Here is a 24887-nt window from a genome sequence, read left to right as displayed (position 1 = left end):
GTCGGTAGATGCACTTTCGCGGCGCAGGAGGGACTGTGTTGATTTTGTTGCCCGCCGTCGACGTAGTCGACGGGCGCGCCGTGCGACTGGTGCAGGGCCGTGCCGGCAGTGAGACCGAATACGGCTCGGCGCTTGATGCCGCGCTGGGCTGGCAGCGCGACGGCGCCGAATGGGTACACCTGGTCGATCTCGACGCGGCATTCGGCCGTGGCTCCAACCGCGAATTGCTCGCCGAGGTGGTCGGCAAGCTCGACGTGAACGTCGAACTGTCCGGCGGGATCCGCGACGACGATTCGTTGGCCGCCGCGCTGGCAACCGGATGTGCCCGGGTCAACCTCGGCACCGCGGCGCTGGAAAATCCGCAGTGGTGCGCCGCAGCGATCGCCGAGTACGGCGAGCGGGTGGCCGTCGGGCTGGACGTGCAGATCATCGACGGCGAACACCGGCTGCGCGGCCGCGGCTGGGAAACCGACGGCGGCGACCTCTGGGATGTTCTGGAACGCCTTGACAGTCAAGGGTGTTCGCGATTCGTCGTCACCGATGTCACCAAGGACGGCACGTTGATGGGTCCCAATCTGGACTTGCTGCGAGCGGTCACCGAGCGCACCGATGCGCCGGTGATCGCGTCCGGGGGGGTGTCCAGCCTGGACGACCTGCGTGCGATCGCCGGCCTGGGATGCGTCGAGGGAGCCATCGTCGGAAAAGCCCTCTACGCGGGACGATTCAGCCTGCCGCAGGCGCTGGCGGCGGTGGCGGAGTAGCGGCGATGGACCTCGACGCGTTGGTGGCTCAGGCATCGGAGATCCTCGATGCCGCTGCCGAGCCTTTCCTCGAGGGGCATCGCGCCGATTCGGCGGTCAGCAAGAAGGGCGACGACTTCGCCACCAAGGTGGACCTGGCCATCGAGCGGCAGGTCGTCGACGCGCTGACTAAAGCCACCGGAATCGAGGTACACGGCGAGGAATTCGGCGGCGCGGACGTCGATTCGCCGTGGGTGTGGGTGCTCGACCCGGTCGACGGGACATTCAACTACGCGGCCGGATCCCCGTTGGCCGCGATCCTGCTGGGGCTGTTGCACGACGGCGATCCGGTTGCGGGGCTCACCTGGCTGCCGTTCACCGGCCAGCGCTACACCGCGGTGGCGGGCGGTCCGTTGATGAAAAACGGTGTGCCGCAGCCGCCGCTGGAGCACACGGAGCTAGCGGAGTCGGTCATCGGCATCGGCACCTTCAACATCGACTCGCGGGGAAGATTCCCTGGCCGCTACCGGTTGGCGGTGCTGGAGAACCTGAGCCGGGTGTCGTCGCGGTTGCGCATGCACGGCGCCACCGGCATCGACCTGGCCTATGTGGCCGACGGAATCCTCGGCGGTGCAATCAGTTTCGGCGACCATGTGTGGGACCACGCCGCCGGCGTGGCCCTGGTGCGTGCCGCCGGCGGAATCGTCACCAACCTGGCCGGCGAGCAGTGGACGCCCGAATCGCGCTCGGCGCTCGCAGCAGCACCCGGCGTGCACGCCGAGATGCTCGACATCCTGCGCCGCACCGGCAATCCCGAGGACTACTGAGATGAGCTTGGCGGTCCGCGTGATTCCCTGTCTGGACGTCGACGACGGCCGAGTGGTCAAGGGGGTCAACTTCGAGAATCTCAGGGACGCCGGTGATCCCGTCGAACTGGCAGCGGCCTACGACACCGAGGGCGCCGACGAGCTGACCTTTCTCGACGTGACCGCGTCGTCGTCAGGGCGCGCCACCATGCTGGATGTGGTGCGCCGCACCGCCGAACAGGTATTCATCCCGCTCACGGTCGGCGGCGGAGTGCGTTCGGTAGCCGACGTCGACGTGCTGCTTCGGGCGGGCGCCGACAAGGTGTCGGTCAACACCGCAGCGATAGCGCGACCCGACTTGCTGGCCGAAATGGCACGGGCTTTCGGATCGCAATGCATCGTGTTGTCCGTCGACGCGCGCACCGTGCCCCCCGGTTCGCCCCCCACGCCGTCGGGCTGGGAGGTTACCACACATGGCGGGCGGCGCGGCACTGGCATCGACGCCGTCGAATGGGCCGTCCGCGGCGCCGAATTGGGCGTGGGGGAGATCCTGCTGAATTCGATGGACGCCGACGGCACGCAAGCGGGTTTCGACCTGGCGATGCTGCGGGCAGTGCGCGCGGCGGTGACGGTGCCGGTGATCGCCAGCGGCGGCGCGGGTGCGGCCGAGCACTTCGCGCCGGCGGTTTTGGCAGGCGCCGATGCGGTGTTGGCGGCCAGCGTCTTTCACTTCCGGCAGTTGACCATCGGGCAGGTGAAGGCGGCGATGGCCGCCGAAGGGATCACCGTGCGATGAGCCTCGACCCGAAGATCGCCGCGCGGTTGAAGCGCAACGCCGACGGATTGTTCACCGCCGTCGTGCAGGAGCGCGGCAGTGGCGACGTGTTGATGGTCGCCTGGATGGACGACGACGCGCTGGCCCGGACGCTGGAAACCCGTGAGGCGACATACTTTTCGCGCTCCCGTGGTGAGCAGTGGATCAAGGGCGCCACCTCGGGCCACACCCAGCACGTGCACTCGGTGCGCCTGGACTGCGACGGCGACACCGTGCTGCTGGTGGTCGACCAGGTCGGCGGCGCGTGCCACACCGGTGATCACAGCTGCTTCGACGCCGACGTGTTGCTGCAACCAGAGGACTGACCGCCACCCTTCTAGCCGCCTAGTGCGGCAACTATAGGGTTGTGCCCGTGCGAAAGTCCCCGTTGCTGGCATGGGCGCTCTGGGATTGCGGGGCGACGGGCCTGAATGCGCTTGTCATCACGTTCGTTTTCCCGGTGTACTTGACGGCTTCGGTGGGAGCCGGGGGCGACACGTCGCCGACGAGTTGGCTGGGCCGGGCGATGACGGTTGCCGGCATCATCGTCGCCTTGTGCGCACCGATGACCGGAAGCTGGATCACCGACCCGCGGCGACGCCGCCACGTGCTGACCGCCCTCACCGTGACGGTCGTGGTGCTGACCGCGACGATGAGTTTGATCCGCGACAACCCCCGCTACCTGTTGCCGGGCCTGGTACTGCTGGCCGCCACGGCGGCCTGTGGCGACCTGGCATCCGTCCCCTACAACGCGACGCTGCGACTGATCTCCACTCCGGAGACGTCCGGCAGAATCTCCGGGTTCGGCTTGGCCTCAGGCTATGTCGGAAGCGTGGCGTTGCTGTTGGCCGTCTATGTCGGCTTCATCGCAGGCGGCGGATCCACCGCGGGTGCGCTGGGCATTTCGACCGCCGACGGGCTGAATGTGCGGATGGCGATGCTGCTGACCGCAGCCTGGTTCCTGTTTTTCGCGCTCCCTTTGCTGATCTGGGCGCCGAAACCACCCGCCATGCCTGGCCGCCCGGCGGCGATGGGCGCCGCTCGCCAGCTCTGGGCCGACCTGGTCGCCGAATGGCGCCGAGACCGCAATGTCGTCTACTACCTGCTGGCCAGCGCCGTGTTCCGGGACGGGCTGTCAGGTGTGTTCGCGTTCGGGGCAGTGTTGGGTGTCAACGTGTATCGCATCTCGGCGGCTAATGTGCTGCTGTTCGGTGTGATGGCCTGCACTGTCGCCGCCGTCGGCGCAGTGCTCGGTGGTCTGCTCGATCAGCGTATTGGTTCCAAGGCCGTCATCCTCGGCTCACTTGGGTCGATGATCGCCGTCGGGCTGACACTGCTCACACTGTCTGGGCCGCTGGCGTTTTGGGTGTGCGGCCTGCTGCTGTGCCTGTTCATCGGCCCCACGCAGTCGTCGGCGCGCGCTCTGCTGCTGCAGATGACCGCCGACGGCAAGGAGGGGTTGGCCTTCGGGCTTTACACCACAACCGGGCGAGCCGCCGCCTTCCTCGCGCCGTCGATGTTCTTCGCGTTCATCGATCTCTTCGGCGCCGACCGGGCCGGCCTGGGCGGCCTGTTGGTCGTACTGACGGCGGGACTGCTGGCAATGCTGCCCATCCGCGCACGGCGCGCTGAATCGGTAGCCGTGTAAGACCTACGACCGCGCCCGCAACGTCGCCAACGCCTTGTCCGCGTGCGAGTTGAAGTTGAACTCGCTGCCGATCACGTCGAGCACCTTGCGGTCGGTGTCGATCACGAACGTCGTGCGCTTGACCGGCATCAGCTTGCCGAGCAGTCCGCGTTTGACTCCGAACTGCGCGGCAACGGTCCCGTCGGCGTCGGACAGCAACGGGTAGTCGAAGCTGTTCATGCTGGCGAACTTGGCCTGCTTGTCCACGGCATCGGTGCTGATACCCACGCGTTGCGCGCCGACGGCGGCGAACTCGCCGGCGACATCGCGGAAGTGGCACGCCTCGCGCGTACAGCCGGGCGTCATCGCCGCCGGGTAGAAGAACAGCGCGACCGGGCCGTCGGCCAGCAGCGTGCTCAGCTTGCGTGGCGTTCCGTTCTGGTCGGGAAGCTCGAAGTCAGGCGCGGTGTCACCGGTTTTCATGGGCGTCACGCTACGCCGGGGGTCGATGCGGCGCCGGAGAAGATGCCTTGGAAGATGGAGGGATGCCCGCCGGCCTCGCCACCACCTCGCGCGAGGACTTCCGCGTGCTTGCCGCCGAGCACCGGGTCGTCCCGGTCACGCGCAAGGTATTGGCCGACGCCGAGACTCCGCTGTCGGCCTACCGCAAGCTGGCTGCCAACCGGCCCGGCACCTTCCTGCTGGAGTCGGCCGAAAACGGTCGTTCGTGGTCACGGTGGTCGTTCATCGGCGCCGGCGCGCCGTCGGCGCTGACCGTGCGCGACGGCCAGGCGGCGTGGCTCGGCACCGTGCCGCAGGACGCGCCCACCGGCGGCGACCCGCTGCAAGCGCTGCGTGACACGCTGGACCTGCTGGCCACCGCGGCGCTCCCGGACCTTCCGCCGTTGTCGGGCGGCATGGTCGGCTTCTTCGCCTACGACCTGGTGCGACGGCTGGAGCGGCTGCCCGAATTGGCCATCGACGACCTGCAATTGCCTGACATGCTGCTGCTGCTGGCCACCGACTTGGCGGCCGTCGACCACCACGAGGGCACCATCACGCTGATTGCCAACGCGGTGAACTGGAACGGCACCGACGAGCGAGTCGACGAGGCTTACGACGACGCCGTCGCCCGGCTTGACGTGATGACCACCGCGCTGAGCCAGCCGCTGCCGTCGACCGTGGCCACCTTCAGCCGTCCCGAACCCAAGCACCGCGCTCAGCGCACCGTCGAGGAATACGGTGCGATCGTCGAGCGTCTGGTCCACGAAATCGAGCGCGGCGAAGCGTTTCAGGTGGTGCCGTCGCAGCGTTTCGAGATGGACACCGACGTCGAACCGATCGACGTCTACCGCATGCTGCGGGTGTCGAACCCGAGCCCGTACATGTATCTGTTGCACGTCCCGAACGATGCTGGGGGAACGGCCTTTTCGATTGTCGGCTCCAGTCCTGAGGCGCTGGTCACGGTGCACGACCAGTGGGCCACAACGCATCCGATCGCCGGGACGCGGTGGCGCGGGCAGACCGACGAAGAAGACGTCTTGCTGGAAAAGGAACTGATGCACGACGAGAAGGAACGCGCCGAGCACCTGATGCTGGTCGACTTGGGCCGCAACGACCTTGGCCGGGTCTGCGTGCCGGGCACCGTGCGCGTCGAGGACTACAGCCACATCGAGCGCTACAGCCACGTCATGCATTTGGTGTCCACAGTGACCGGGATGCTCGCCGAGGGCCGCACCGCACTGGACGCGGTGACGGCGTGTTTTCCGGCCGGCACGTTGTCCGGCGCGCCGAAGGTGCGGGCGATGGAGCTGATCGAAGAGGTGGAAATGACCCGGCGCGGCCTCTACGGCGGCGTGATCGGCTACCTCGACTTCGCCGGCAACGCCGATTTTGCGATCGCGATCCGCACCGCATTGATGCGCGACGGCACCGCCTACGTACAGGCCGGCGGCGGGGTAGTGGCCGACTCCAACGGTCCCTACGAGCACACCGAGGCGACGAACAAGGCTCGCGCCGTGCTCAACGCAATTGCCGCCGCCGAGACCCTGGGCGCCCCGGAAACCCATGGTTAAGCGGCGACTGGCTCAAGTTCTGCTGGTAGTTGCCGTGGCCGGCCTATGGGCCGCGTCCCGGTTGCCGTGGGTTGCGATCCAGTCGTTCGACGGGCTGGGCCAGCCGAAGACCGTCACCCTCTCCGGCGCGTCCTGGTCGACGGCGCTGCTGCCGCTGGCGATCTTGCTGCTGGCCGCAGCCGTCGCAGCGGTGGCGGTCCGCGGGTGGCCGCTGCGCCTGTTGGCGGTCCTGGTGGCGGCCGTCAGCCTGGCGATTGGATATCTGGCCGTCAGCCTGTGGGTGGTCCGGGACGTCGCGGTCCGAGGGGCCGACCTGGCGCATGTGTCGCTGCTGACGCTGGTCGGCAGTCAGCGGTATCACGCCGGCGCCGCGATCGCCCTGGTGGCCGCCGTGTGCACGCTCGTCGGCGCCGTGCTGCTGATGCGATCGGCCGCGTCTGGCGACGCCACTAAATACGTCGCACCCGCGGCCCGACGGGCGCAAGCCCACGCCGAAGACGGCGCCACGTCCGAGCGGATGATCTGGGATGCGCTCGACGAAGGCCGCGATCCAACGGATCGATCACAATCCGAGTCCGACACCGAGGGTCGGTGACGAAGCGCGCGCCGACGGTCGCTACCCTTCGATGGACATCGTCAAATTGACGGTCACGGCGGGGGCAAACGCGGGAAGGAACCGGCAAGGATGAGTTCGGCAACCGTGCTCGACTCCATCATCGAGGGAGTTCGCGCCGATGTTGCCGCCCGTGAAGCCGTCGTTCCACTGGCCAAAGTGAAGGCCGCCGCCGAGGCGATGCCGGCGCCGCTGGATGTAATGGCGGCGCTGCGCGAGCCCGGAATCGGCGTCATCGCCGAAGTCAAGCGAGCCAGTCCGTCGGCGGGCCGGCTGGCGTCGATTTCGGACCCGGCGAAATTGGCCCGCGCCTACGAAGACGGCGGCGCGCGCATCATCAGCGTGGTCACCGAGCAGCGGCGTTTCAACGGCACACTCGACGATCTCGACTCGGTGCGCGCCGCAGTCAATGTGCCGGTGTTGCGCAAAGACTTTGTGGTGGGGCCGTATCAGATCCACGAGGCCCGCGCGCACGGCGCCGACATGCTGCTGCTGATCGTTGCGGCGCTCGACCAGCCGGTGCTGGAGTCGATGTTGGAGCGCATCGAGTCGCTTGGCATGACCGCCCTGGTCGAGGTGCACACCGAGGAAGAAGCCGACCGGGCCCTGAAAGCGGGCGCGCGGGTCATCGGTGTCAACGCCCGCGATCTCAAAACGCTGAAAGTCGACCGGGATTGCTTTGCGCGCATCGCACCTGGGCTTCCGACCGACGTGATCAGGATCGCCGAGTCCGGAGTGCGCGGCACCGCTGATCTGCTCGCCTACGCCGGTGCCGGCGCTGACGCGGTGCTGGTGGGTGAGGGCCTGGTCACCAGCGGTGATCCTCGCGCGGCCGTCGCCGACCTTGTCACCGCGGGGAGGCATCCGTCTTGTCCCAAGCCAGCCCGCTAGGTATGCACGGCCCGGAACTTCCCCGTTCCAGCGCGGCCATCGCCGAACCGACCCGTTACGACCCTGATTCGCGCGGCCACTTCGGGGCGTACGGCGGCCGGTTCGTCGCCGAGGCGCTGATGGCGGTGATCGAAGAGGTCACCACCGCCTACGACAAGATCCGCAACGATCAGGGTTTCCTGGACACTCTCGACAAGCTGCAGGCCCGCTACACCGGTCGGCCATCTCCGTTGTACGAGGCGGCGCGACTGCGTGAGCACGCGGGCGGCGCGCGGATCTTCCTCAAGCGAGAAGACCTGAATCACACCGGTTCTCACAAGATCAACAATGTGCTCGGCCAAGCACTGTTGGCCCGGCAGATGGGCAAGACGCGCGTGATCGCCGAGACCGGCGCCGGCCAGCACGGGGTGGCCACCGCGACCGCCTGTGCGCTGCTGGGACTGGACTGCGTCGTCTACATGGGTGCTGTGGACACCGCGCGACAGGCGCTCAACGTCGCCCGCATGCAGCTCCTCGGCGCCGAGGTGGTTTCAGTCGAGTCCGGTTCGAGAACACTCAAAGACGCCATCAACGAGGCATTCCGGGATTGGGTCACCAACGCCGACAACACCTACTACTGCTTCGGCACGGCCGCCGGACCGCATCCGTTCCCGACCATGGTGCGCGACTTTCAGCGGGTCATCGGACTCGAAACCCGGGTGCAGATCCAGGATCAGGCGGGACGGCTGCCCGACGCCGTCACCGCGTGCATCGGCGGAGGATCCAACGCCATCGGGATATTCCATGCGTTCCTCGACGACCCCGGTGTTCGGCTGGTCGGATTCGAGGCGGCCGGTGACGGCGTCGAAACCGGCCGGCATGCAGCGACATTCACCGGCGGGTCGCCCGGCGCATTCCAAGGCTCGTTCTCGTATCTGCTGCAAGACGAGGACGGCCAGACCATCGAGTCACATTCGATTTCGGCCGGCCTGGACTATCCCGGCGTCGGCCCGGAGCATGCCTGGCTCAGAGAGACCGGGCGCGCCGAGTACCGGCCGATCACCGATGCCGAGGCGATGGACGCGTTCCGCCTGCTGTGCCGCACGGAGGGCATCATCCCGGCCATCGAGTCGGCGCACGCGGTGGCCGGCGCCCTCCAGCTGGGTATCGAGATAGGCAGTGGCGCAGTGATAGTCGTGAATTTGTCCGGTCGTGGTGACAAGGACGTCGAAACCGCGGCGAAGTGGTTCGGCCTGCTCGATGACAAGGACCACGCATGATCGTGGAGCAGAGCGAAACAAGCCGGCTGGCCGATCTCTTCGGCTCGTGCAGGCAGGACAATCGGGCGGCCTTGATCGGTTACCTGCCGACCGGATACCCGGATGTGCCCACTTCGGTGAATGCGATGACCGCACTCGTCGAATCCGGTTGTGACCTCATCGAAGTCGGCATTCCGTATTCAGACCCGGGGATGGACGGGCCGACTATCGCGACCGCCTCGGAGGCCGCGCTGCGCGGCGGGGTCCGCGTCCGCGACACGCTGGCTGCCGTCGAGGCGATCAGCGCGGCGGGCGGCCGTGCTGTCGTGATGACCTACTGGAATCCGGTGCTGCACTACGGAGTTGACGCATTCGCGCGAGACCTCGCGGCGGCCGGGGGGCATGGCCTGATCACGCCCGACCTCATTCCCGACGAGGCCGAGGAGTGGCTGGCGGCCTCCGACAAGCACCGGCTGGACCGCATCTTTCTGGTCGCGCCGTCGTCGACCCCGCAGCGGCTGGCGGCGACAGTCGAGGCGTCGCGTGGGTTCGTCTACGCCGCATCGATCATGGGGGTCACCGGTGCGCGTGACGTGGTGTCACGGGCTGCGCCGGAGCTGGTGGGTCGGATTCGGGCAGTTTCCGACATCCCGGTTGGGGTCGGTCTGGGTGTGCGCTCGCGCGACCAGGCGGCACAGATTGCCGGCTACGCCGACGGCGTCATCGTCGGCTCGGCGCTGGTCTCGACGCTGACCGACGGCATCCCCGCGCTGCGTGCCCTCACCGAAGAACTCGCCGCCGGTGTGCGGCAAAGGATTTCCTCGCCATGACGACGACTGTGCTCGCCTACTTTCCCAGCCCGCCACGTGGGGTGTGGCACCTCGGGCCTGTCCCGATCCGCGCCTACGCGTTGTTCATCATCATCGGCATCGTGGTCGCGCTGGTCATCGGTGATCGACGCTGGGAGGCCCGCGGCGGCGAGCGCGGGGTCATCTATGACATCGCGCTGTGGGCCGTGCCGTTCGGTCTTCTCGGCGGACGGCTGTATCACCTGGCCACCGATTGGCGGACGTATTTCGGCGAGGGCGGTGCGGGACTCGGCGCGGCGCTGCGCATCTGGGACGGCGGTTTGGGGATCTGGGGCGCCGTCGCCCTCGGCGGTGTCGGTGCATGGCTGGGCTGCCGCCGTCGCGGGATCCCACTTCCCGCCTTCGGTGACGCCGTCGCTCCCGGGATCGTGCTGGCGCAGGGGATCGGGCGGCTCGGGAACTACTTCAACCAAGAGCTTTTCGGCCGTGAGACGACGATGCCCTGGGGCCTGGAGATTTTCTACCGGCGTGACCCAGCCGGATTCGTCGACGTGCATTCTCTGGACGGGGTGTCGACCGGGCAGCTCGCAATGGTTGTACAGCCGACGTTCCTGTACGAATTGCTTTGGGATGTCCTGGTATTCGTGGCGCTGATCTGGCTGGACCGACGCTTCAGGATCGGGCACGGGCGGCTGTTCGCGCTGTACGTCGCCGGCTATTGCGTCGGGCGGTTCTGCATCGAGTTGCTGCGCGACGACGCCGCCACCCATATTGCAGGGATCCGAATCAACTCATTCACATCGACTTTCGTCTTCATCGGCGCGGTGGTCTATCTCATCCTGGCTCCCAAGGGTCGTGAAGACCCGGCGACGCTCGGCGGGACGGCTGTCCGCGAGGTCGAGCCGGAGCCGGCACCGGAGCTCGCTCCGGTTGGTGCGGTGTCCGCCGCCGACGAAGACACAACAGCCGCGGCTGTTGATTCCGGCGAGCCGTCGCTGGCCGCCGAGGCCGAAGCAGTGGCGGAGCCGGAGGTGTCGACCGAGGAGACGGCCGACGCGGAAACCGAAGTGGTCCCGGTAGGACCCGAGGCTGAAGCTGAGCCGGAAGCAGAAGTGGTGGAGCCCGAAGTCGAGTCGGGTGAGGTTGAGCCAGAAGTGGCGGAGGAAGCAGCCGAGGAATCCGAGCTCGAGACAGCCGGCGCTGAGGTCGAGGAGTCCGAGCCAGAAGCGCCTGCCGAGGCGGAGGAGCCAGAGGCTGAGGAATCGGCAGTAGAGGAGCCTGAGGCTGAGCCGGGCGAGCCTGAGGAGGAAGCCGAGGAGCCCGAGGCTGCAGCGTCCGAGGCTGCCGTAGAGGAAGAGCCTGAGGCTGAAGAACCGGAACTTGAGGAGCCTGAGGCTGAGGCCGAGGAACCGGAGGCTGCAGCGCCCGAGACTGCCGTAGAGGAAGAGCCTGAGGAACACGAAGCCGAAGAGGCTGTGGCGGAGGAACAAGAAGCCGAAGAGCCTGAGGAAACGGAGCCTGCAGCGCCCGAGACTGCCGTAGAGGAAGAGCCTGAGGAACACGAAGCCGAAGAGGCTGCGGCGGAGGAACAAGAAGCCGAAGAGCCTGAGGAACCCGAGGCTCAGGCCGAGGACGTCGAGGCCGAGGACGTCGAGGCCGAAGAACCCGAGGCCGAAGAACCCGAGCCGGAGGCTGAGGCGGACGAGTCCGAAGCCGAGAAACCGCAGCCGCAAGTGGCTGAGCCGACCGCGCGGGGCTGGCGGTCACGGCTGAACAGGCTTCGGCGCAGGTAGGAGCGGTAACCGGCCAGCTCGCGTGCACAACTGGCATGCTGAAGGGCGTGACCGATCCATCTGCCGGAGCGCAACCCCCGTATCCGCCGGCTTACTACGTGGACCCAGCAGCGCCCTACGGTCGACACCCCGTCACCGGCGAGCCGCTGTCGGACAAGTCGAAGGTGGTTGCCGGTCTTCTCCAGCTGATCGGCCTGCTCGGGATCGCCGGAATCGGCCGCATCTACCTTGGCCAGGTTGGCCTCGGAATCGCGCAGTTGCTTGTGGGTTTGGTCACCTTCGGGCTTGGCGCCGCGGTCTGGGGTGTCGTCGATGCCGTGCTGATACTCACCGACAAAGTGCGTGACCCGCAGGGCCGCCCGTTACGCGATGGAACATAGCCCGGCGCTGCCGAAGCGGCGCCGCATCTACGTCGCGATGGGCGCGGGCGTACTGCTGGCGGGTGCTATTGGCTACGTCGGACTGGTCGACCCGCACAACGAAAACTCCGTCTTCCCCGCCTGCCCGTTCCGGCTGCTGACCGGCTGGAACTGCCCCGCATGCGGCGGGCTTCGCATGACCCATGACCTACTGCACGGCAACCTCGTCCAGGCCGTCACCGACAACGTGTTCCTGCTTGTCGGGATCCCGATCCTCGCGGCATGGATCCTGGCGCGCCGAGCACGCCGAGAAGCCTTGATGCCCTGGCCGGCGATCCTCACGATCGTCAGCACAACACTGGCCTGGACGGTGCTGCGGAATCTGCCCGGTTTCCCACTGGTTCCGACGCTATTCACCGGGTAGCTCAGGCACCACGACTATGCTTTGTCGTCGTGGCGAGACGCGGCAAGATTGTCTGTACTCTCGGCCCGGCCAGTAACACCGACGAGCAAGTCAGGGCGCTGGTCGAGGCCGGAATGGACGTCGCCAGAATGAACTTCAGCCACGGCGACTACAGCGACCACAAAGCCGCCTACGAACGCGTCCGTGCCGCCTCGGACGCCACCGGTCGCGCTGTGGGCGTGCTCGCCGATCTGCAGGGCCCCAAGATCAGATTGGGACGCTTCGCCGACGGCCCCACCTATTGGGCCAACGGCGAAACGGTGCGGATCACCGTCGCCGACTGCGCAGGCACCCATGACCGGGTGTCGACCACCTACAAGCAGTTGTCCAAGGATGCCGCGCCCGGTGACCGTGTTCTTGTCGACGACGGCAACATCGGTCTGGTGGTCGAAGAGATCGAAGGCGACGACGTGGTGTGCACCGTCACCGAGGGTGGTCCGGTCAGCAACAACAAGGGAATGTCGCTGCCGGGCATGAACGTGTCGGCTCCGGCCTTGTCGGACAAGGACATCGAGGACCTCGAATTCGCACTGGATTTGGGCGTCGACATGGTGGCGCTTTCGTTCGTGCGATCGCCGTCCGACGTGGAGCTGGTCCACGAGGTGATGGATCGGGTTGGCCGCCGGGTTCCGGTGATCGCGAAACTCGAGAAACCCGAAGCGATCGACAATCTCGAAGCGGTCGTGCTGGCCTTCGACGCCGTGATGGTGGCTCGCGGCGATCTGGGCGTCGAGCTTCCGCTGGAAGAGGTTCCGCTGGTGCAGAAGCGGGCCATCCAAATGGCCCGGGAGAACGCCAAACCCGTCATCGTCGCGACCCAGATGCTCGACTCGATGATCGAGAACTCGCGACCGACGCGTGCCGAGGCCTCCGACGTCGCCAACGCGGTGCTCGACGGCGCCGACGCGCTGATGCTGTCGGGGGAAACCGCGGTCGGAAAACACGCATTGGCGGCCGTTCAGACGATGTCGCGAATCATCTGTGCGGTGGAAGAGAATTCGACGGCCGCTCCGCCGCTGACCCATGTGCCCCGCACAAAGCGGGGCGTAATCTCCTACGCCGCCCGCGACATCGGCGAACGGCTCGACGCCAAGGCGCTGGTCGCGTTCACCCAATCCGGTGACACCGTGCGGCGTCTGGCGCGCCTGCATACGCCGCTGCCGCTGCTGGCCTTCACCGATCTGCCGGAAGTGCGTAGCCAGCTGGCGATGACGTGGGGTACCGAGACGTTCATCGTTCCGCACATGCAGTCCACCGACGGCATGATCCGCCAAGTCGACAAATCGCTGTTGGAGCTTGGCCGCTACAAGCGCGGCGATCTGGTCGTCATCGTGGCCGGTGCACCGCCCGGGACAGTCGGGTCGACCAACCTGATTCACGTGCACCGCATCGGCGAGGAAGACGTCTAAGCACCCAGTGTCCGATTTCGACGAGCTGATGAAAGTGCTCGACCTTCATCCCATGGGCGACGACGTCTTCATCGGATCCCATCCCAGCAAGAACCCGCCGCGCACGTTCGGCGGACTGATGATGGCGCAATCGTTTGTCGCGGGCAGCCGCACCCTGACTCGCGACCTGCCGCCCAACGCGTTCTCCGTGCATTTCATCAACGGCGGTGACACTGCCAAAGACATCGAATTCCGCGTGGTGCGGTTGCGCGACGAACGTCGCTTCGCCAATCGGCGGATCGACGTGATGCAGGACGGAACGCTGTTGGCCACAGGGATGATCTCGTATCTGGCCGGCGGTCGCGGACTCGAGCACAACATCGAACCGCCCGACGTCGCCGACCCGGACACGTTGCCGCCCATCAAGGAGCTCCTGCGCGGCTACGAGGACACCGTCCCGTTGTTCGTCAGCGCGCTGCAACCGATCGAGTGGCGCTACACGAACGACCCCTCCTGGGTGATGCGGGACAAAGGCGAGCGGCTGGACTACAACCGGGTGTGGGTGAAAGCCGATGGTGTGCTGCCCGACGATCCCGTGCTGCACACCGCGACGATGTTGTACTGCTCGGACACCACAGTGTTGGACTCGATCATCACCACACACGGGCTGTCGTGGGGTTTCGACCGGATCTTCGCCGCCACCGTCAATCACTCGGTGTGGTTTCACCGCCAGGTCGGCTTCGACGACTGGGTGCTGTACTCGACGTCGTCGCCGGTGGCGGCGGATTCCCGCGGGCTGGGCACCGGCCATTTCTTCGACCGTTCCGGCCGACCGGTCGCCACCGTGGTCCAAGAAGGCGTCGTCAAGTATTTTCCCAGCTCACGGCCATAGCAACGATCCGGTTGCGACGCGCGCGACAGCAACACAGCGCCCAGGGTCGAAGCGTAATCTTCTGGGTACCGGAGAACGAAGAACGGAACGACGACGAGAGAGCAAACCGGAGGTGGGTGTGAGCGAGTCGTCGGTCGACGTCCAACCCAGACTCCGGGCCAGCGAGCGGGTCGTCGTCCACGTCAATTCCCCGGCGGCCCGGTGGATCAGCGCGCTGGCCCTGCTGTGTGCGGCATGCTGGCTGATCAGCCTTGTCGCGCGCGACCACCGGCACCCCGACTGGGAGCCGGCCGGCAGGCTGGCATGGTCGCTGACGGTGCTGGCCGCGGTGGCGTTGATTGCGCGCGGCATCTTCCTGGGCCGCCCGGTTACGGCCAAGCATGCGATCGTCGCGGCTCTCGTGCTGTTCGCCGGGATAGCCGCACACGTCTTGTCCTTCGATCTGTTGGGCGACCTGCTGATCGCGGGGACAGGGCTGGCGCTGATGTGGCCGACGTCGGCGCGCTCGAGTCCCGAGGATCTGCCCAGAGTGTGGGCGCTGATCAACGCCACCGAAGGCGATCCGTTGGCGCCGTTCGCCATGCAGGTCAACAAGTGCTATCACTTCAGCGACGACGGCACCGCGGCGCTGGCCTACTGCACCCGGATGGGGTATGCGGTCGTCAGCGGAGATCCAATCGGTAACGAACGCCAATTCCCGCAACTGGTAGCCGATTTCGCGGCCATGTGTCACACCCGCGGCTGGCGGATCGTCGTGTTGTGTTGCAGTGAGCGAAGGCTTGCGCTCTGGAGTGACCCGGCGGTGCTGGGCCAGTCGCTGCGGGCTGTGCCGATCGGTCGCGACGTCGTCATCGATGTGCGGAATTTCGAGATGGTCGGCCGCAAGTTCCGCAACCTGCGTCAAGCCGTCAAACGCACCCACAATTTCGGCATCACCACCGAGATCGTGGCCGAACAGGAACTCGACGAGGAGCTGCTCGCCGAGCTGACCGAGGCACTGCGGGCATCTCCCAAAGGTGCGCACACCGAACGCGGGTTCTCGATGGCCCTGGACGGCGCTCTGGAAGGCCGCTATCCGGGTGTGCAGCTGATCCTGGCCAGGGACGCCTCCGGCCGGGTGCAGGGCTTTCACCGGTATGCAGTCGCTGGCGGGGGCAAGGACATCAGCCTCGACGTGCCCTGGCGTCGTCGCGGATCCCCCAACGGGATCGACGAGCGACTCAGTGTCGACATGGTCTACGCCGCCAAAGATGCTGGGGCACAGCGTTTGTCACTGGCATTCGCAGCGTTCCCGGAGATTTTCGACGAAAAGCATCGGGGGCGGATGCAGAGTGTCTTCTACCGGCTGATCCACTTGGGCGATCCGCTGATTGCGCTCGAGTCGCTGTATCGCTATCTGCGTAAGTTCCACGCGCTGGGCGACCGGCGCTACGTGCTGGTCAGATTGACCCAGGTGGTTCCTCTACTGTACGTGCTGTTGACGCTGGAATTCATGCCGCGGCGTCGCCGGCTCTAAGGTGTGGGCGTCAGCGTGACGCTTAATCGGTCCTGGACGTTTTCGCGGAACTGATCCGCGCACTGCTGCTGGCGGATGCGGTTCGAGCCGGCCCGGTCCAGGCAGTCGAAATAGTTGTCGCCGCCGACGTCTTTCCACAGCGCTATCCATATGGCGGCGAACGCAAGCCCGACGAGGATGGCCACGATGCCCAGCACGATGCCGGCGATGGCCACCCCACCGTTGTTGGCTTCGCCGCGTTTGACTCGCGCCCACCCGACGAACCCCAGCACGATCGCGACGATTCCGATGACGACGCCGCCGGCTACCGACCACACGAACAGCAGACCAACGATCGCCAGTACCAGCGACGCGATGCCGATCCCGTTCCTGGGGATGGCGGCTGGCGGGGGATAACCGTAGTAGTGCGGAGGAGCAGGCGGTGGATAGCCGGGGTATGGATACGGGTATGGCGGTGGGGGGTTTTCAGGCGGTTTGTCGGGGGATTCAGTCATGGGTTGCTCTCCAGATCGGGCGCCGTGGACGCCTGCCAGCCAGGGTACCTGCCTGCCTCGATACGCAGTTGTCGACAGCGAATGTCGTTGGGCAGGTGATGGGTAGCCACCACGACCGTTCGCTCGGCACTGATCAGCCCACCGTCGGGGTCGAGCAGAGCGCGCAAAATGGGCTCGGCATCAGCGGCATCGAGGTGCTCGGTCGGTTCGTCGAGCAGCACGATCCGCGCAGGGGAGATCATCGCCCGCGCCAGCAGCAGGCGTCTGCGCTGACCGGCCGACAGTGCGTGCGCGCCGCCGGACAACACCGTTGCCAGGCCGTCGGGAAGACCGGCCAGCCACTCGCCGAGACCCACCCGCCGCAGCGCCGCCACCAGCTCGTCGTCGCTGCAGTCGCCGCGAGCTACCAGCAAATTGTCCCGAACGGTGGTCGCGAATATGTGCGCATCCTCCGCGAAAAATGTTACAACGCTGCGTAATTCGCTTTCATTGAGCCGGCCCACTGCCGTGGCACCGAGTGTGACCGCGCCGTTCATCGGCGGCAGCAGCCCCGCAAGAGTCATCAGCAACGTGGTCTTGCCGGAGCCGCTGGGACCGGTCACCGCCAGCCTGGAACCGGGCGGCAGATCGATGTCGCCGGCTCGCAGCCGCCAGCTCGTAACCGGTTGCGGCGATTGAATCGCTGCGGGCGGCTTGGCAGGTATCAGGCCGAGAAGCCGCCGCGCCGCGAGCCGTGACCGGGTCAACTGGACCGCGGCAGCCGGAAGCGGACCGATCGCCTCGAATGCCGACAGCGGCAACAACATCAGGATGGCCAATGTGGTCGGTGCAACAGCGGTAGCCATCCCGATGCCCGCCACCGCGGCGCCCAACACGCTGATTCCGATCGCGGCGGTGGGGATGGCCTCGGCGACGGCGGCCGGCCTGGCCGCGGCGTCGATGGCATCCCCCCAATCACGTTGCCGGCGTTGTGAGTCGGCGATCACCTCCGGCAGTCGTCCGCCGACCCGCAGCTCCGCCGCGTGCTCGAGGGCCAGCATGGCGGACACGTCGCGTTCGGAATGCAGTTGCCGTGCAACGGCTTCCTGCCTTGTCGCTGCCCGTGCGGCCAGCCATGGGCCTATGACGCCGGCGAGCAGCAGGCAGACGGCCATGATCGCGGCCGCCGGCGCCGAGATGACAGCGACGACGGTGGTCGCCGAGACCCCCAGTACCGCCGCGACACAGATCGGGAGCAGGGCACGGACCAACACATCGGCCAACTGGTCGACGTCAGCGCCGACGCGGGCCACCAGATCACCGCTGTGCAGCCGGGTGGCGACGTCCGCCGGGCCATGCGCCAGGCGCGAGTAGATTTCTGCGCGGGCCCTGCCAGCGGCACGCAACGCGGTGTCGTGGCTGGCCAGTCGCTCGCAATAATGCAGCACGCCACGGGAAATTGCGAACGTTCGCACCGCCACCACCGCGACCGACAGGTCGAGCACCGGCGGCATCTGCCAGGCCCGGGTGATCAGCCAGGCCGAGACCCCGGCCAGTGCCAGCGCACTGCCGAGTGACAGCGCGCCCAGCGCAACGGCCAACAGCAGGCGCGGCAGCCGCGGCCGCAGCAGCGCCAGTGCAGCCAGCAAGAGGTCAGACCTGGGCATGGCACTGCCTGCCGACCTGGACGACTCGGTCACCGATCCCGACGACCTGTTCGCGGTGGCCCACGACCACGACGGTTGTGCCTGCGCGGGCCCGCTCGACAATCGCCCGCAGCACAGCGGTTTCGGCTGCGGCGTCCAGATGTGCGGTGGGCTCGTCGAGCAGCAGCACCGGCGCCGGTGTGCCGAGCGCGCGGGCCAGGCCCAGGCGTTGCCGCTGACCCAGCGACAGTCCAACCCCGCCACGCCCGATCTGCGTGCGCAGGCCGTGGGGGAGGCCGGCCAGCACCGTGTCGAAACACGCTGCGGCACAAGCAGCGTCAATGTCGGCGAGGCTGCCGAACAAGGCGAGGTTCTCGGCAACGGTTCCGGGGACCAGCACCGGGCGCTGGGGCAACCAGGCAAGCTGCCGCCACCACGCGGCCGGATCGAGATCGGTGACGTCGACGCCTGCTACGGTGACGCGGCCCGCGGTCGGTGTCGTGATACCGGCAATCACTTGCAACGTAGTGCTTTTTCCCGCGCCGTTGGGGCCGGTAAGTACCGTGACTCGGCCAGGCTCGATCACCGCGCTGAGCTCGCACGGACAGCTGCCGTCGCGGCCGGTCACGCTGAGGTTCTCGATGCGGATGGGCGCGCCGTGCGCTGCGACGGTGCGGGTGCCGGCCGGCAGGGTTTTCGAACCCTCCATCAGCGCGAATGCCTTGTCGGCGGCGGCCCGGCCGTCCTGGGCAGCGTGGAATTCCACCCCGATGCGGCGCAGCGGCCAGTAGATGTCAGGCGCCAGCAACAACACCGTCAGACCGGCGGTCAGGCTGATTCCGCCGAACACCAGCCGCAAACCGATGCTGACTGCGACCACTGCCACGCCCAGCGTGGCCAGCAGTTCCAGCACCAGCGCCGAGAGAAATGCGATGCGCAGCGTCGCCATTGTCGAACGCCGGTGTGCCGCAGCCAGTTCCGCGATACGACGCTCGGGGCCGGCGGCTCGGCCCAACGCCCGCAGCGTGGGGATGCCGGCGATCAGATCCAGCAGCCGGGCCTGCAGCGTGGTCATCGCGTCCAGCGCCGCCGCAGAGCGCTGCGCGGTTGCCAATCCGATCAGTACCATGAAGATCGGGATGAGCGGCAACGTGATCAACACGATCACGGCGGATCTCACGTCGTACAGCGCGACCACGCCGACACTGGCCGGGGTCAGGATCGCGGCCAGCAGTAACGCGGGAAGATAGGCGGTGAAATACGGCCGCAGCCCGTCGAGGCCGCGGGTCACCACCGTTGCGGCGGCGTCGCGCTGGGCCGCCAGCTGCCGGGGTGCTCGGGCCGTCACCGCGGCGAGCACCTGCCCGCTGAGGTCGGCGATCACCGCGCTCGCGCCCCGCTGGCCCAGCCGCGCTTGCAGCCAATGCGCGGCGCTGCGAACAGCCCACAGCGCCAACAGAATCGACAGCATGGGTGCCCACTGCCGAAGGCCACGCGCGCCGGGATCGGTGATAACCCGGGAAACGATGTGCGCCAGCACGATCGCCGAGGCGATCGCACAGCCGGAGATCACCAGACCGCAGGTCACGGTGGCGAACAGGAAGCGGCGCAGCGCCACAGAACCCCGCCACAGCCGTGGATCCAGCGGCGCGCGACTGCTCATGCTTCGGACGCTCGCCGCGCCAGGCCGGTCGGCGGAGGTACGCGATCAGCCGAGATCCGTTGCCGGAACACCCAATACGTCCACGCCTGATAGGCCATCGCCAGCGGAGCAAAGGTCACCGCCGCCCACGTCATGATCTTCAACGTGTACGGCGTCGACGAAGCGCTGTCGATGGTCAGGCTCCACGACGGATCCAGGGTCGACGGCACCAGATTGGGATACAGCGCGCCGAACAGCAACACCACCACCGCGGCCACAACCAGCGCTACACAGCAGAACGCCCAGCCCTCCCGCCTGCGTGTGGCCACCAGCGCCACGGCCACACCTTGCGCAACCACCGCAGCCGCAAGCACCAGCCAGGTCCAGCTTTTGCCGTGAGCCAACTGTGTCCAAATGCCAAAGCCCGCCACAAGTCCCGTCACCGGCGGTGACAACCACCGAGCAACCCCCAGGGCGTCGTCTCGGATCGAACCGGATGTCTTCAGCGCAATGAACACCGCGCCGTAGAACAAGAAGAGCCCTGTGGTGGTCAGGCCACCCAACACCGTGTAGGGGTTGAGCACATCGGTGAGAGACAGCCTGACCTGATGGTCGGCGTCCACCGGAAGACCGCGGACCAGAATGGCGAACGCTACACCCCACAACAGCGCCGGAAGCCACGATCCGGCCGCAATACCGACATCGGCCCAGCCACGCCACGTCGTGTCGTCGATCTTGCCGCGCCATTCGATGGCGACCGCACGCAGGATCATCCCGAACAGGATCACCAGCAGCGGGAGGTAGAGCGTGGAGAACACCGTTGCGTACCAGCCCGGGAACGCCGCGAACATCGCGCCGCCCGCGGTGATCAGCCAGACCTCGTTGCCGTCCCATACCGGCCCGATCGTGTTGAGCGCGGTGCGGCGCTGTGTTTCCGGATCGCCGGCGCCGATGCGTGCCAGCGGCTCCATCAGCATGCCCACGCCGAAGTCGAAGCCTTCCAGGATGAAAAACCCGAGGAACAGTACGGCGAGCACCCCGAACCACAACTGGTGAAGCGCCACGGGTCAACTCCTTTCGGGTCTCAGTATGCGAACGACAGCGGTGCCACCTCGTTATCGGTGGGCGTTGCGGGCGGTACCGGTTCTGCGTCGTGTTCCAGTGGTCCTTCGGCGACATAGCGTTTGAGCAACCAGAACCAAATGACTGCCAGTACTGCGTAAACCGCAGTGAATGTGAGCAGCGAGCCGACCACCATGCCGGGCGCGTGATGTGATACGCCCTCGGCGACAGTGAGGCGAACCTGCTGATCGCCGGTGGGGTTGGGCACGACGATCCAGGGCTGGCGGCCCATTTCGGTGAAGACCCAGCCGGCGCTGTTGGCCAGGAACGGCGCGGGAATGGTCAGCAGCGCCAGCCAGGCGAACCACCGCTGACGGGGAACCCGGCCGCCGCGGGTTAACCACAAGGCGGTCACCGCAAACAGCAAGGGAATGGCCAGGAGTCCGATCATCGCGCGGAACGACCAGTAGGTGACGAACAGGTTGGGCCGGTAGTCGTTGGGCCCGAACCGCTGCTGGTAATCCCGCTGGATGTCCCGAACACCTTGCAGCGTCACGCCGTTGACACGGCCCTCGGCCAAAAACGGCAGCACATAGGGGACCTCGATCACCCGGGTCAGCGCGTCGCAGTTGTTCTGCCGGCCGACGGTCAGGATGGAAAAATCCGGATCGGTCTGGGTGTCGCAGAGCGATTCCGCCGACGCCATTTTCATCGGCTGCTGGTGAAACATCAGCTTGCCCTGCGCGTCGCCGGTGAAGAACAATCCGACCGCCGCGGCCAGCGCCACCAGGCATCCCAGGATGGTCGCCGGGCGATACATGCGTCGCGCATCGTCGTCCGTCGACCGCACCATCCACCAGGCGCAAACCCCCGCGATGAACGTCCCGCCCGTCAACAACGCGCCGGCAACCGCATGCGAAACCGCCGCCTGCGCAGTGTTGTTGGTGAACAACGCCATGATGCTGGTCAGTTCGGCACGCTTGGTGTGCGGGTTGTAATGCGCACCGACCGGATGCTGCATGAACGAGTTCGCCGCGATGATGAAAAACGCTGACACGTTCACCGAGATCGCCACGATCCAGATGCAGGCCAGGTGAACAAGTCGTGGCAGCCGACTCCAACCGAAGATCCACAGTCCGATGAACGTCGACTCGAAGAAGAACGCGGCCAGGCCCTCCATGGCCAGCGGGGCGCCGAAGACGTCGCCGACGAACCGCGAATACTCGCTCCAATTCATGCCGAATTGGAATTCCTGCACGATCCCGGTGGCCACCCCGATCGCGAAGTTGATCAAAAACAGCTTGCCGAAGAACTTGGTGAGCCGATACCAGGCGTCGTTGTCGGTGAGGACCCACACGGTTTGCATGACGGCGATGAGCGGTGCCAGGCCGATCGTGAGGGGCACGAAGATGAAGTGGTAGACGGTGGTGATACCGAACTGCCACCGCGACACGTCGACGACGTCCATCGGCCATCTCCCGGGACTGCGGGGGTGCGCTACTTACTACGACGCAGTGTAGTAGAGGAGTCAGTGCCGATCTACCGCGATGTCGCGGAGATCACGGATGCTGTCAGATCGCGCCGGGTGCCTCACCCGAGATCGCTTTGGTGAGGTCTTTGGAGGCTCGGCGGATGCCGAACGCCGACACGATCTCGAACACGCCGATGACCACGAGCCAGATGCCGACGACCAGAGCAAGAATCCCGATGGACTCGAACGGCGACGCGATCAGCACGATGCCGGCCAACAGGCTGATGACACCGAGGAAAATCTCCCAGCCGCGGCCAGGCAAAGCGGGATCGCTGATCGCCGAAATCGCCGTCGCGACACCGCGAAAGATGAAGCCGACGCCGATCCAGATGGCCAGCAGCAGAATTGAATCGTAGAGGCTGCGGAAACACAGCACCGCCAAAATCAGCGATGCGGCGCCGCTGATGAACAACAGCACCCGGCCGCCGGCGGAGACATGCAGGCTGAACGCGAAGAAAACCTGCGCAATCCCGGTCACCAGCAGGTAAGCCCCGAAGATGATGGCGGCCACCAGAATGCTGACTCCCGGCCACACCAACACGAGAATGCCAAGGGCCAACGCCAAAATGCCCGAGACCAGAGTCGATTTCCACAGATGCGGCAACAAATTCGGAACAACGTTAGGTTGCATGCGCGAAGTTTCCCACAAATCGGATGGCGATGGGGGAATTGCCGGAACTGTCAGACACCGGCCGGCTGCGACGCCGCCGCGCGCCGCCCACCGGAATCGCCGTCGGGTCTGCGGCCGACGAGATACCAGGTGCGCATCACACCCTTGCCTTTGACCGCGACGTCGCCGCGCTCCTCGAGCAGGAAGTCGTCTTTCAGCCGCTCGTACACCGGCTCGGGCACCTGGATGCGTCCGACCGCGTCGGTGGATTCCATTCGTGACGCGACGTTGACGGCGTCGCCCCACACGTCGTAAAAGAACCGGCGAGAACCCACGACGCCGGCGACGACGGGCCCGGTGGCCAGGCCGATGCGCAGCGGAATCGGGCGTCCCTGCGCGTCTTTCAGGTCGGCCACCGCGTCGTTCATGTCCAGCGCAAGCTGGGCGAGCGCCTCGACGTGGTCGCGCCGCGGCCACGGCACACCGCTGACCACCATGTAGGAGTCGCCGCTGACTTTGATCTTCTCCAGTCTGTATTTGTCGACCAGCGCGTCGAATTCGGTGTAGAGCCGGTCCAAAAACCGAACCAGCTCATCGGGATTCGTGTCGCTGGCCCGCTCGGTGAACCCGGCGATGTCGGCGAACAACACGGAGGCTTCGTCGTACTTGTCGGCGATCACGGTGCGGGCCGGGTCCTTCAGCCGGGCCGCGATGCTGGCCGGCATGATGTTGGCCAGCAGTGTCTCGGATCTTTCGTATTCGGCTTCCATGACGGCTTCGGCGCGGGCGATTTCGCGTAGCGCGTACCACACCGTCGCGACGACCATGATGCACGCGGAAGCAATCGTGACGACGAATCCCGTTGTCTGCGCCCAGCGCGGCTGTACGCCGGTGTCATACGGCACCAAGAACTCGACGGTGATCGCCAGCGCGGCGCCGATGCCGGCCAACGTCGCCGCCAAAATGATGTGTTCGATGCCGAGCGTGAGTACCACCAGCGTCGCGGCGACCAGAAAGTAGTACTGCAGGCCCGAACCCGTGCCTACGGTCCAACAGAGAAGAAAGATCGTCGCGTATCCGAAGCCCACGAAAGTCAGCGGCGCGACGAGTTCGCCGAAGCGGTACAGCATCGGGGTCATCACGTAGATCGCAGCGACGACGAGTTGGAAGATGGGGATCCAGGTAGCGGTGTGAACCGAGAAGAGCTCGAGGACTGCGAAGCCCACGAGCACGGCCGCGCCGATCCACGCGGTGATCTTGAGCACCCGCAGTCGTCGTGCGACGCTGTCGACGTAGTGCTGGGTGCGGGCGCGCGATTGAGTCCGCACCGCGGCGACACAGTCCGGCGTTCGTGAACGTTCGGGCGGCGCACCGCGCCTCTTAGCCGCCACAGCAAAAGCCTAACTGCCGGTCAGCCACTCCGACATGCGATGTTCGGATAGCGATCCGTTGGGCATGATGTGCTGCACCGGGTGGCCGTCGCGGGTGGCCAGGTCGGCGATCATCCGGCGATGGCAACGCCACCAAGTCGGCTCCCCGCACATGATGGCGACATTGCGGGCGCCGGCGTCCCGCAAGAGTCGCTGGTAGGCGGCCTCGAATTCGGGCGTGCGGGTGTGGGCGGCGTAGTTGGCGAACTGCTGGTTTTCCCACCACAGATCCTGGGGTATCGGCTGGTCCGGCGGTTTGCGACGACCGCCGAGGCCGGGTTCGTGGCGGTAGTCGATGCCCGCCTTGGCCAGCCAGTCGGGCATGACCTGTTTGGAGACGTCGGGGTTGCGCCGGGAGCCGGGGAAGCTGCGCACGTCGACCAAGAGGTCGATGTCGTGCCGGCGAAGTGCGGCGGTGAGCTCGTCTGAGGTTTTGGCGCCGTGGCCGATGGTGTACAGCACTGTCGGT

25 protein-coding genes are annotated in these 24887 nt (G+C 66.5%); 16 read left to right on the top strand and 9 right to left on the bottom strand.

Translation table 11 applies throughout. The annotated features are described in order from the left end of the window. The first annotated feature begins 8 nt into the window (after window positions 1–8). From priA to G6N47_RS20695, 5 genes are read left to right on the top strand one after another with little or no spacing between them, the layout of a single operon-like run. The gene (gene priA / locus G6N47_RS20715) at window positions 9–761 is read left to right on the top strand and encodes a bifunctional 1-(5-phosphoribosyl)-5-((5-phosphoribosylamino)methylideneamino)imidazole-4-carboxamide isomerase/phosphoribosylanthranilate isomerase PriA (protein ID WP_139799601.1); all 753 of its coding nucleotides are present in this window, start codon (window positions 9–11) and stop codon (window positions 759–761) included. A gap of 5 nt (window positions 762–766) precedes the next feature. After that, complete coding sequence (locus tag G6N47_RS20710) at window positions 767–1567, top strand: inositol monophosphatase family protein (protein ID WP_083132881.1); 801 nt, start codon at window positions 767–769, stop codon at window positions 1565–1567. 1 nt (window position 1568) lies between these two features. Next, window positions 1569–2342, top strand: a complete 774-nt coding sequence (gene hisF, locus G6N47_RS20705; protein WP_083132880.1) for an imidazole glycerol phosphate synthase subunit HisF — start codon at window positions 1569–1571, stop codon at window positions 2340–2342. After that, a complete protein-coding gene (gene hisI, locus G6N47_RS20700) occupies window positions 2339–2686 on the top strand; it encodes a phosphoribosyl-AMP cyclohydrolase (protein ID WP_083132879.1) in 348 nt (115 codons plus the stop codon). Before hisF ends, hisI begins: the two co-directional genes overlap by 4 nt. A 47-nt stretch (window positions 2687–2733) precedes the next feature. Beyond that, entirely contained in the window at window positions 2734–4008 is a 1275-nt protein-coding gene (locus G6N47_RS20695; RefSeq protein WP_232080257.1) for an MFS transporter, read from the top strand. Window positions 4009–4011: 3 nt separating this feature from the next. On the opposite strand, the gene G6N47_RS20690 is transcribed toward G6N47_RS20695, so the two are convergent. Then, window positions 4012–4470, bottom strand: a complete 459-nt coding sequence (locus tag G6N47_RS20690) for a peroxiredoxin (protein ID WP_083132878.1) — start codon at window positions 4468–4470, stop codon at window positions 4012–4014. Between the two features lie 62 nt (window positions 4471–4532). Between G6N47_RS20690 and G6N47_RS20685 the strand changes: the two genes are divergently transcribed. From G6N47_RS20685 to G6N47_RS20635, 11 genes are all read left to right on the top strand, one after another. Beyond that, window positions 4533–6062, top strand: coding sequence for an anthranilate synthase component I (locus G6N47_RS20685; protein WP_083132877.1), 1530 nt, complete (start codon window positions 4533–4535; stop codon window positions 6060–6062). Next, window positions 6055–6657, top strand: a complete 603-nt coding sequence (locus G6N47_RS20680) for a TIGR02234 family membrane protein (RefSeq protein ID WP_083132876.1) — start codon at window positions 6055–6057, stop codon at window positions 6655–6657. The genes G6N47_RS20685 and G6N47_RS20680 overlap by 8 nt, the downstream gene beginning before the upstream one ends. Before the next feature lie 90 nt (window positions 6658–6747). Continuing rightward, entirely contained in the window at window positions 6748–7566 is an 819-nt protein-coding gene (gene trpC / locus G6N47_RS20675; protein WP_083132875.1) for an indole-3-glycerol phosphate synthase TrpC, read from the top strand. 2 nt (window positions 7567–7568) lie between these two features. After that, on the top strand, window positions 7569–8825 hold the full coding sequence (gene trpB / locus G6N47_RS20670) for a tryptophan synthase subunit beta (RefSeq protein WP_083132874.1): 1257 nt from the start codon (window positions 7569–7571) through the stop codon (window positions 8823–8825). Then, window positions 8822–9634 carry a tryptophan synthase subunit alpha gene (gene trpA, locus G6N47_RS20665; protein ID WP_083132873.1) on the top strand — a complete coding sequence of 271 codons (813 nt, stop codon included), beginning with the start codon at window positions 8822–8824 and terminating at the stop codon, window positions 9632–9634. Before trpB ends, trpA begins: the two co-directional genes overlap by 4 nt. Further along, a complete protein-coding gene (locus tag G6N47_RS20660; protein ID WP_083132872.1) occupies window positions 9631–11406 on the top strand; it encodes a prolipoprotein diacylglyceryl transferase in 1776 nt (591 codons plus the stop codon). The genes trpA and G6N47_RS20660 overlap by 4 nt, the downstream gene beginning before the upstream one ends. Before the next feature lie 35 nt (window positions 11407–11441). After that, a complete protein-coding gene (locus G6N47_RS20655) occupies window positions 11442–11786 on the top strand; it encodes an NINE protein (protein ID WP_083132871.1) in 345 nt (114 codons plus the stop codon). Then, entirely contained in the window at window positions 11776–12189 is a 414-nt protein-coding gene (locus G6N47_RS20650; protein WP_083132870.1) for a DUF2752 domain-containing protein, read from the top strand. Before G6N47_RS20655 ends, G6N47_RS20650 begins: the two co-directional genes overlap by 11 nt. Window positions 12190–12218: 29 nt before the next feature. After that, a complete protein-coding gene (gene pyk / locus G6N47_RS20645; protein ID WP_083132869.1) occupies window positions 12219–13637 on the top strand; it encodes a pyruvate kinase in 1419 nt (472 codons plus the stop codon). A 28-nt stretch (window positions 13638–13665) separates the two neighbouring features. Next, the gene (locus G6N47_RS20640; protein ID WP_083132940.1) at window positions 13666–14508 is read left to right on the top strand and encodes an acyl-CoA thioesterase II; all 843 of its coding nucleotides are present in this window, start codon (window positions 13666–13668) and stop codon (window positions 14506–14508) included. 118 nt (window positions 14509–14626) lie between these two features. Beyond that, on the top strand, window positions 14627–16024 hold the full coding sequence (locus G6N47_RS20635) for a bifunctional lysylphosphatidylglycerol flippase/synthetase MprF (RefSeq protein WP_083132939.1): 1398 nt from the start codon (window positions 14627–14629) through the stop codon (window positions 16022–16024). On the opposite strand, the gene G6N47_RS20630 is transcribed toward G6N47_RS20635, so the two are convergent. The 8 genes from G6N47_RS20630 to G6N47_RS20595 all read right to left on the bottom strand — a co-directional run bounded on the left by G6N47_RS20630 (window position 16021) and on the right by G6N47_RS20595 (window position 24880). Next, window positions 16021–16518 carry a DUF4190 domain-containing protein gene (locus G6N47_RS20630; RefSeq protein ID WP_083132868.1) on the bottom strand — a complete coding sequence of 166 codons (498 nt, stop codon included), beginning with the start codon at window positions 16516–16518 and terminating at the stop codon, window positions 16021–16023. The genes G6N47_RS20635 and G6N47_RS20630 overlap by 4 nt on opposite strands. Beyond that, window positions 16515–18164 (bottom strand): thiol reductant ABC exporter subunit CydC, encoded by a 1650-nt coding sequence (cydC, locus tag G6N47_RS20625; protein WP_083132867.1) that lies wholly within the window; start codon window positions 18162–18164, stop codon window positions 16515–16517. Before cydC ends, G6N47_RS20630 begins: the two co-directional genes overlap by 4 nt. Beyond that, window positions 18151–19731: a thiol reductant ABC exporter subunit CydD gene (gene cydD / locus G6N47_RS20620; RefSeq protein ID WP_232080373.1), complete on the bottom strand. Its 1581-nt coding sequence runs from the start codon at window positions 19729–19731 to the stop codon at window positions 18151–18153. Before cydD ends, cydC begins: the two co-directional genes overlap by 14 nt. 71 nt (window positions 19732–19802) lie before the next feature. Continuing rightward, on the bottom strand, window positions 19803–20849 hold the full coding sequence (cydB, locus tag G6N47_RS20615; RefSeq protein ID WP_083132865.1) for a cytochrome d ubiquinol oxidase subunit II: 1047 nt from the start codon (window positions 20847–20849) through the stop codon (window positions 19803–19805). Between the two features lie 20 nt (window positions 20850–20869). Next, on the bottom strand, window positions 20870–22315 hold the full coding sequence (locus G6N47_RS20610; RefSeq protein WP_083132864.1) for a cytochrome ubiquinol oxidase subunit I: 1446 nt from the start codon (window positions 22313–22315) through the stop codon (window positions 20870–20872). A 103-nt stretch (window positions 22316–22418) separates the two neighbouring features. Further along, complete coding sequence (locus G6N47_RS20605) at window positions 22419–23009, bottom strand: HdeD family acid-resistance protein (protein WP_083132863.1); 591 nt, start codon at window positions 23007–23009, stop codon at window positions 22419–22421. 50 nt (window positions 23010–23059) lie between these two features. Further along, on the bottom strand, window positions 23060–24379 hold the full coding sequence (locus G6N47_RS20600; RefSeq protein WP_083132862.1) for an adenylate/guanylate cyclase domain-containing protein: 1320 nt from the start codon (window positions 24377–24379) through the stop codon (window positions 23060–23062). Between the two features lie 9 nt (window positions 24380–24388). Continuing rightward, window positions 24389–24880, bottom strand: coding sequence for a DUF488 domain-containing protein (locus G6N47_RS20595; RefSeq protein WP_083132861.1), 492 nt, complete (start codon window positions 24878–24880; stop codon window positions 24389–24391). Window positions 24881–24887: the final 7 nt, after the last annotated feature.

Source organism: Mycobacterium branderi, from assembly GCF_010728725.1.
Classification (GTDB): Bacteria; Actinomycetota; Actinomycetes; order Mycobacteriales; family Mycobacteriaceae; genus Mycobacterium; species Mycobacterium branderi.
This window is presented reverse-complemented; position numbering and strand designations above follow the sequence as displayed.

What these genes read in the sequence shown, in the direction of transcription:
- priA (WP_139799601.1), top strand. Translation starts at nt 9, where the DNA reads ATGCACTTTCGCGGCGCAGGAGGGACTGTGTTGATTTTGTTGCCCGCC.
- G6N47_RS20710 (WP_083132881.1), top strand. Translation starts at nt 767, where the DNA reads ATGGACCTCGACGCGTTGGTGGCTCAGGCATCGGAGATCCTCGATGCC.
- hisF (WP_083132880.1), top strand. Translation starts at nt 1,569, where the DNA reads ATGAGCTTGGCGGTCCGCGTGATTCCCTGTCTGGACGTCGACGACGGC.
- hisI (WP_083132879.1), top strand. Translation starts at nt 2,339, where the DNA reads ATGAGCCTCGACCCGAAGATCGCCGCGCGGTTGAAGCGCAACGCCGAC.
- G6N47_RS20690 (WP_083132878.1), bottom strand. Translation starts at nt 4,470, where the DNA reads ATGAAAACCGGTGACACCGCGCCTGACTTCGAGCTTCCCGACCAGAAC.
- G6N47_RS20685 (WP_083132877.1), top strand. Translation starts at nt 4,533, where the DNA reads ATGCCCGCCGGCCTCGCCACCACCTCGCGCGAGGACTTCCGCGTGCTT.
- G6N47_RS20680 (WP_083132876.1), top strand. Translation starts at nt 6,055, where the DNA reads ATGGTTAAGCGGCGACTGGCTCAAGTTCTGCTGGTAGTTGCCGTGGCC.
- trpC (WP_083132875.1), top strand. Translation starts at nt 6,748, where the DNA reads ATGAGTTCGGCAACCGTGCTCGACTCCATCATCGAGGGAGTTCGCGCC.
- trpB (WP_083132874.1), top strand. Translation starts at nt 7,569, where the DNA reads ATGCACGGCCCGGAACTTCCCCGTTCCAGCGCGGCCATCGCCGAACCG.
- trpA (WP_083132873.1), top strand. Translation starts at nt 8,822, where the DNA reads ATGATCGTGGAGCAGAGCGAAACAAGCCGGCTGGCCGATCTCTTCGGC.
- G6N47_RS20660 (WP_083132872.1), top strand. Translation starts at nt 9,631, where the DNA reads ATGACGACGACTGTGCTCGCCTACTTTCCCAGCCCGCCACGTGGGGTG.
- G6N47_RS20655 (WP_083132871.1), top strand. Translation starts at nt 11,442, where the DNA reads ATGCTGAAGGGCGTGACCGATCCATCTGCCGGAGCGCAACCCCCGTAT.
- G6N47_RS20650 (WP_083132870.1), top strand. Translation starts at nt 11,776, where the DNA reads ATGGAACATAGCCCGGCGCTGCCGAAGCGGCGCCGCATCTACGTCGCG.
- G6N47_RS20640 (WP_083132940.1), top strand. Translation starts at nt 13,666, where the DNA reads ATGAAAGTGCTCGACCTTCATCCCATGGGCGACGACGTCTTCATCGGA.
- G6N47_RS20630 (WP_083132868.1), bottom strand. Translation starts at nt 16,518, where the DNA reads ATGACTGAATCCCCCGACAAACCGCCTGAAAACCCCCCACCGCCATAC.
- cydC (WP_083132867.1), bottom strand. Translation starts at nt 18,164, where the DNA reads ATGCCCAGGTCTGACCTCTTGCTGGCTGCACTGGCGCTGCTGCGGCCG.
- G6N47_RS20610 (WP_083132864.1), bottom strand. Translation starts at nt 22,315, where the DNA reads ATGGACGTCGTCGACGTGTCGCGGTGGCAGTTCGGTATCACCACCGTC.
- G6N47_RS20605 (WP_083132863.1), bottom strand. Translation starts at nt 23,009, where the DNA reads ATGCAACCTAACGTTGTTCCGAATTTGTTGCCGCATCTGTGGAAATCG.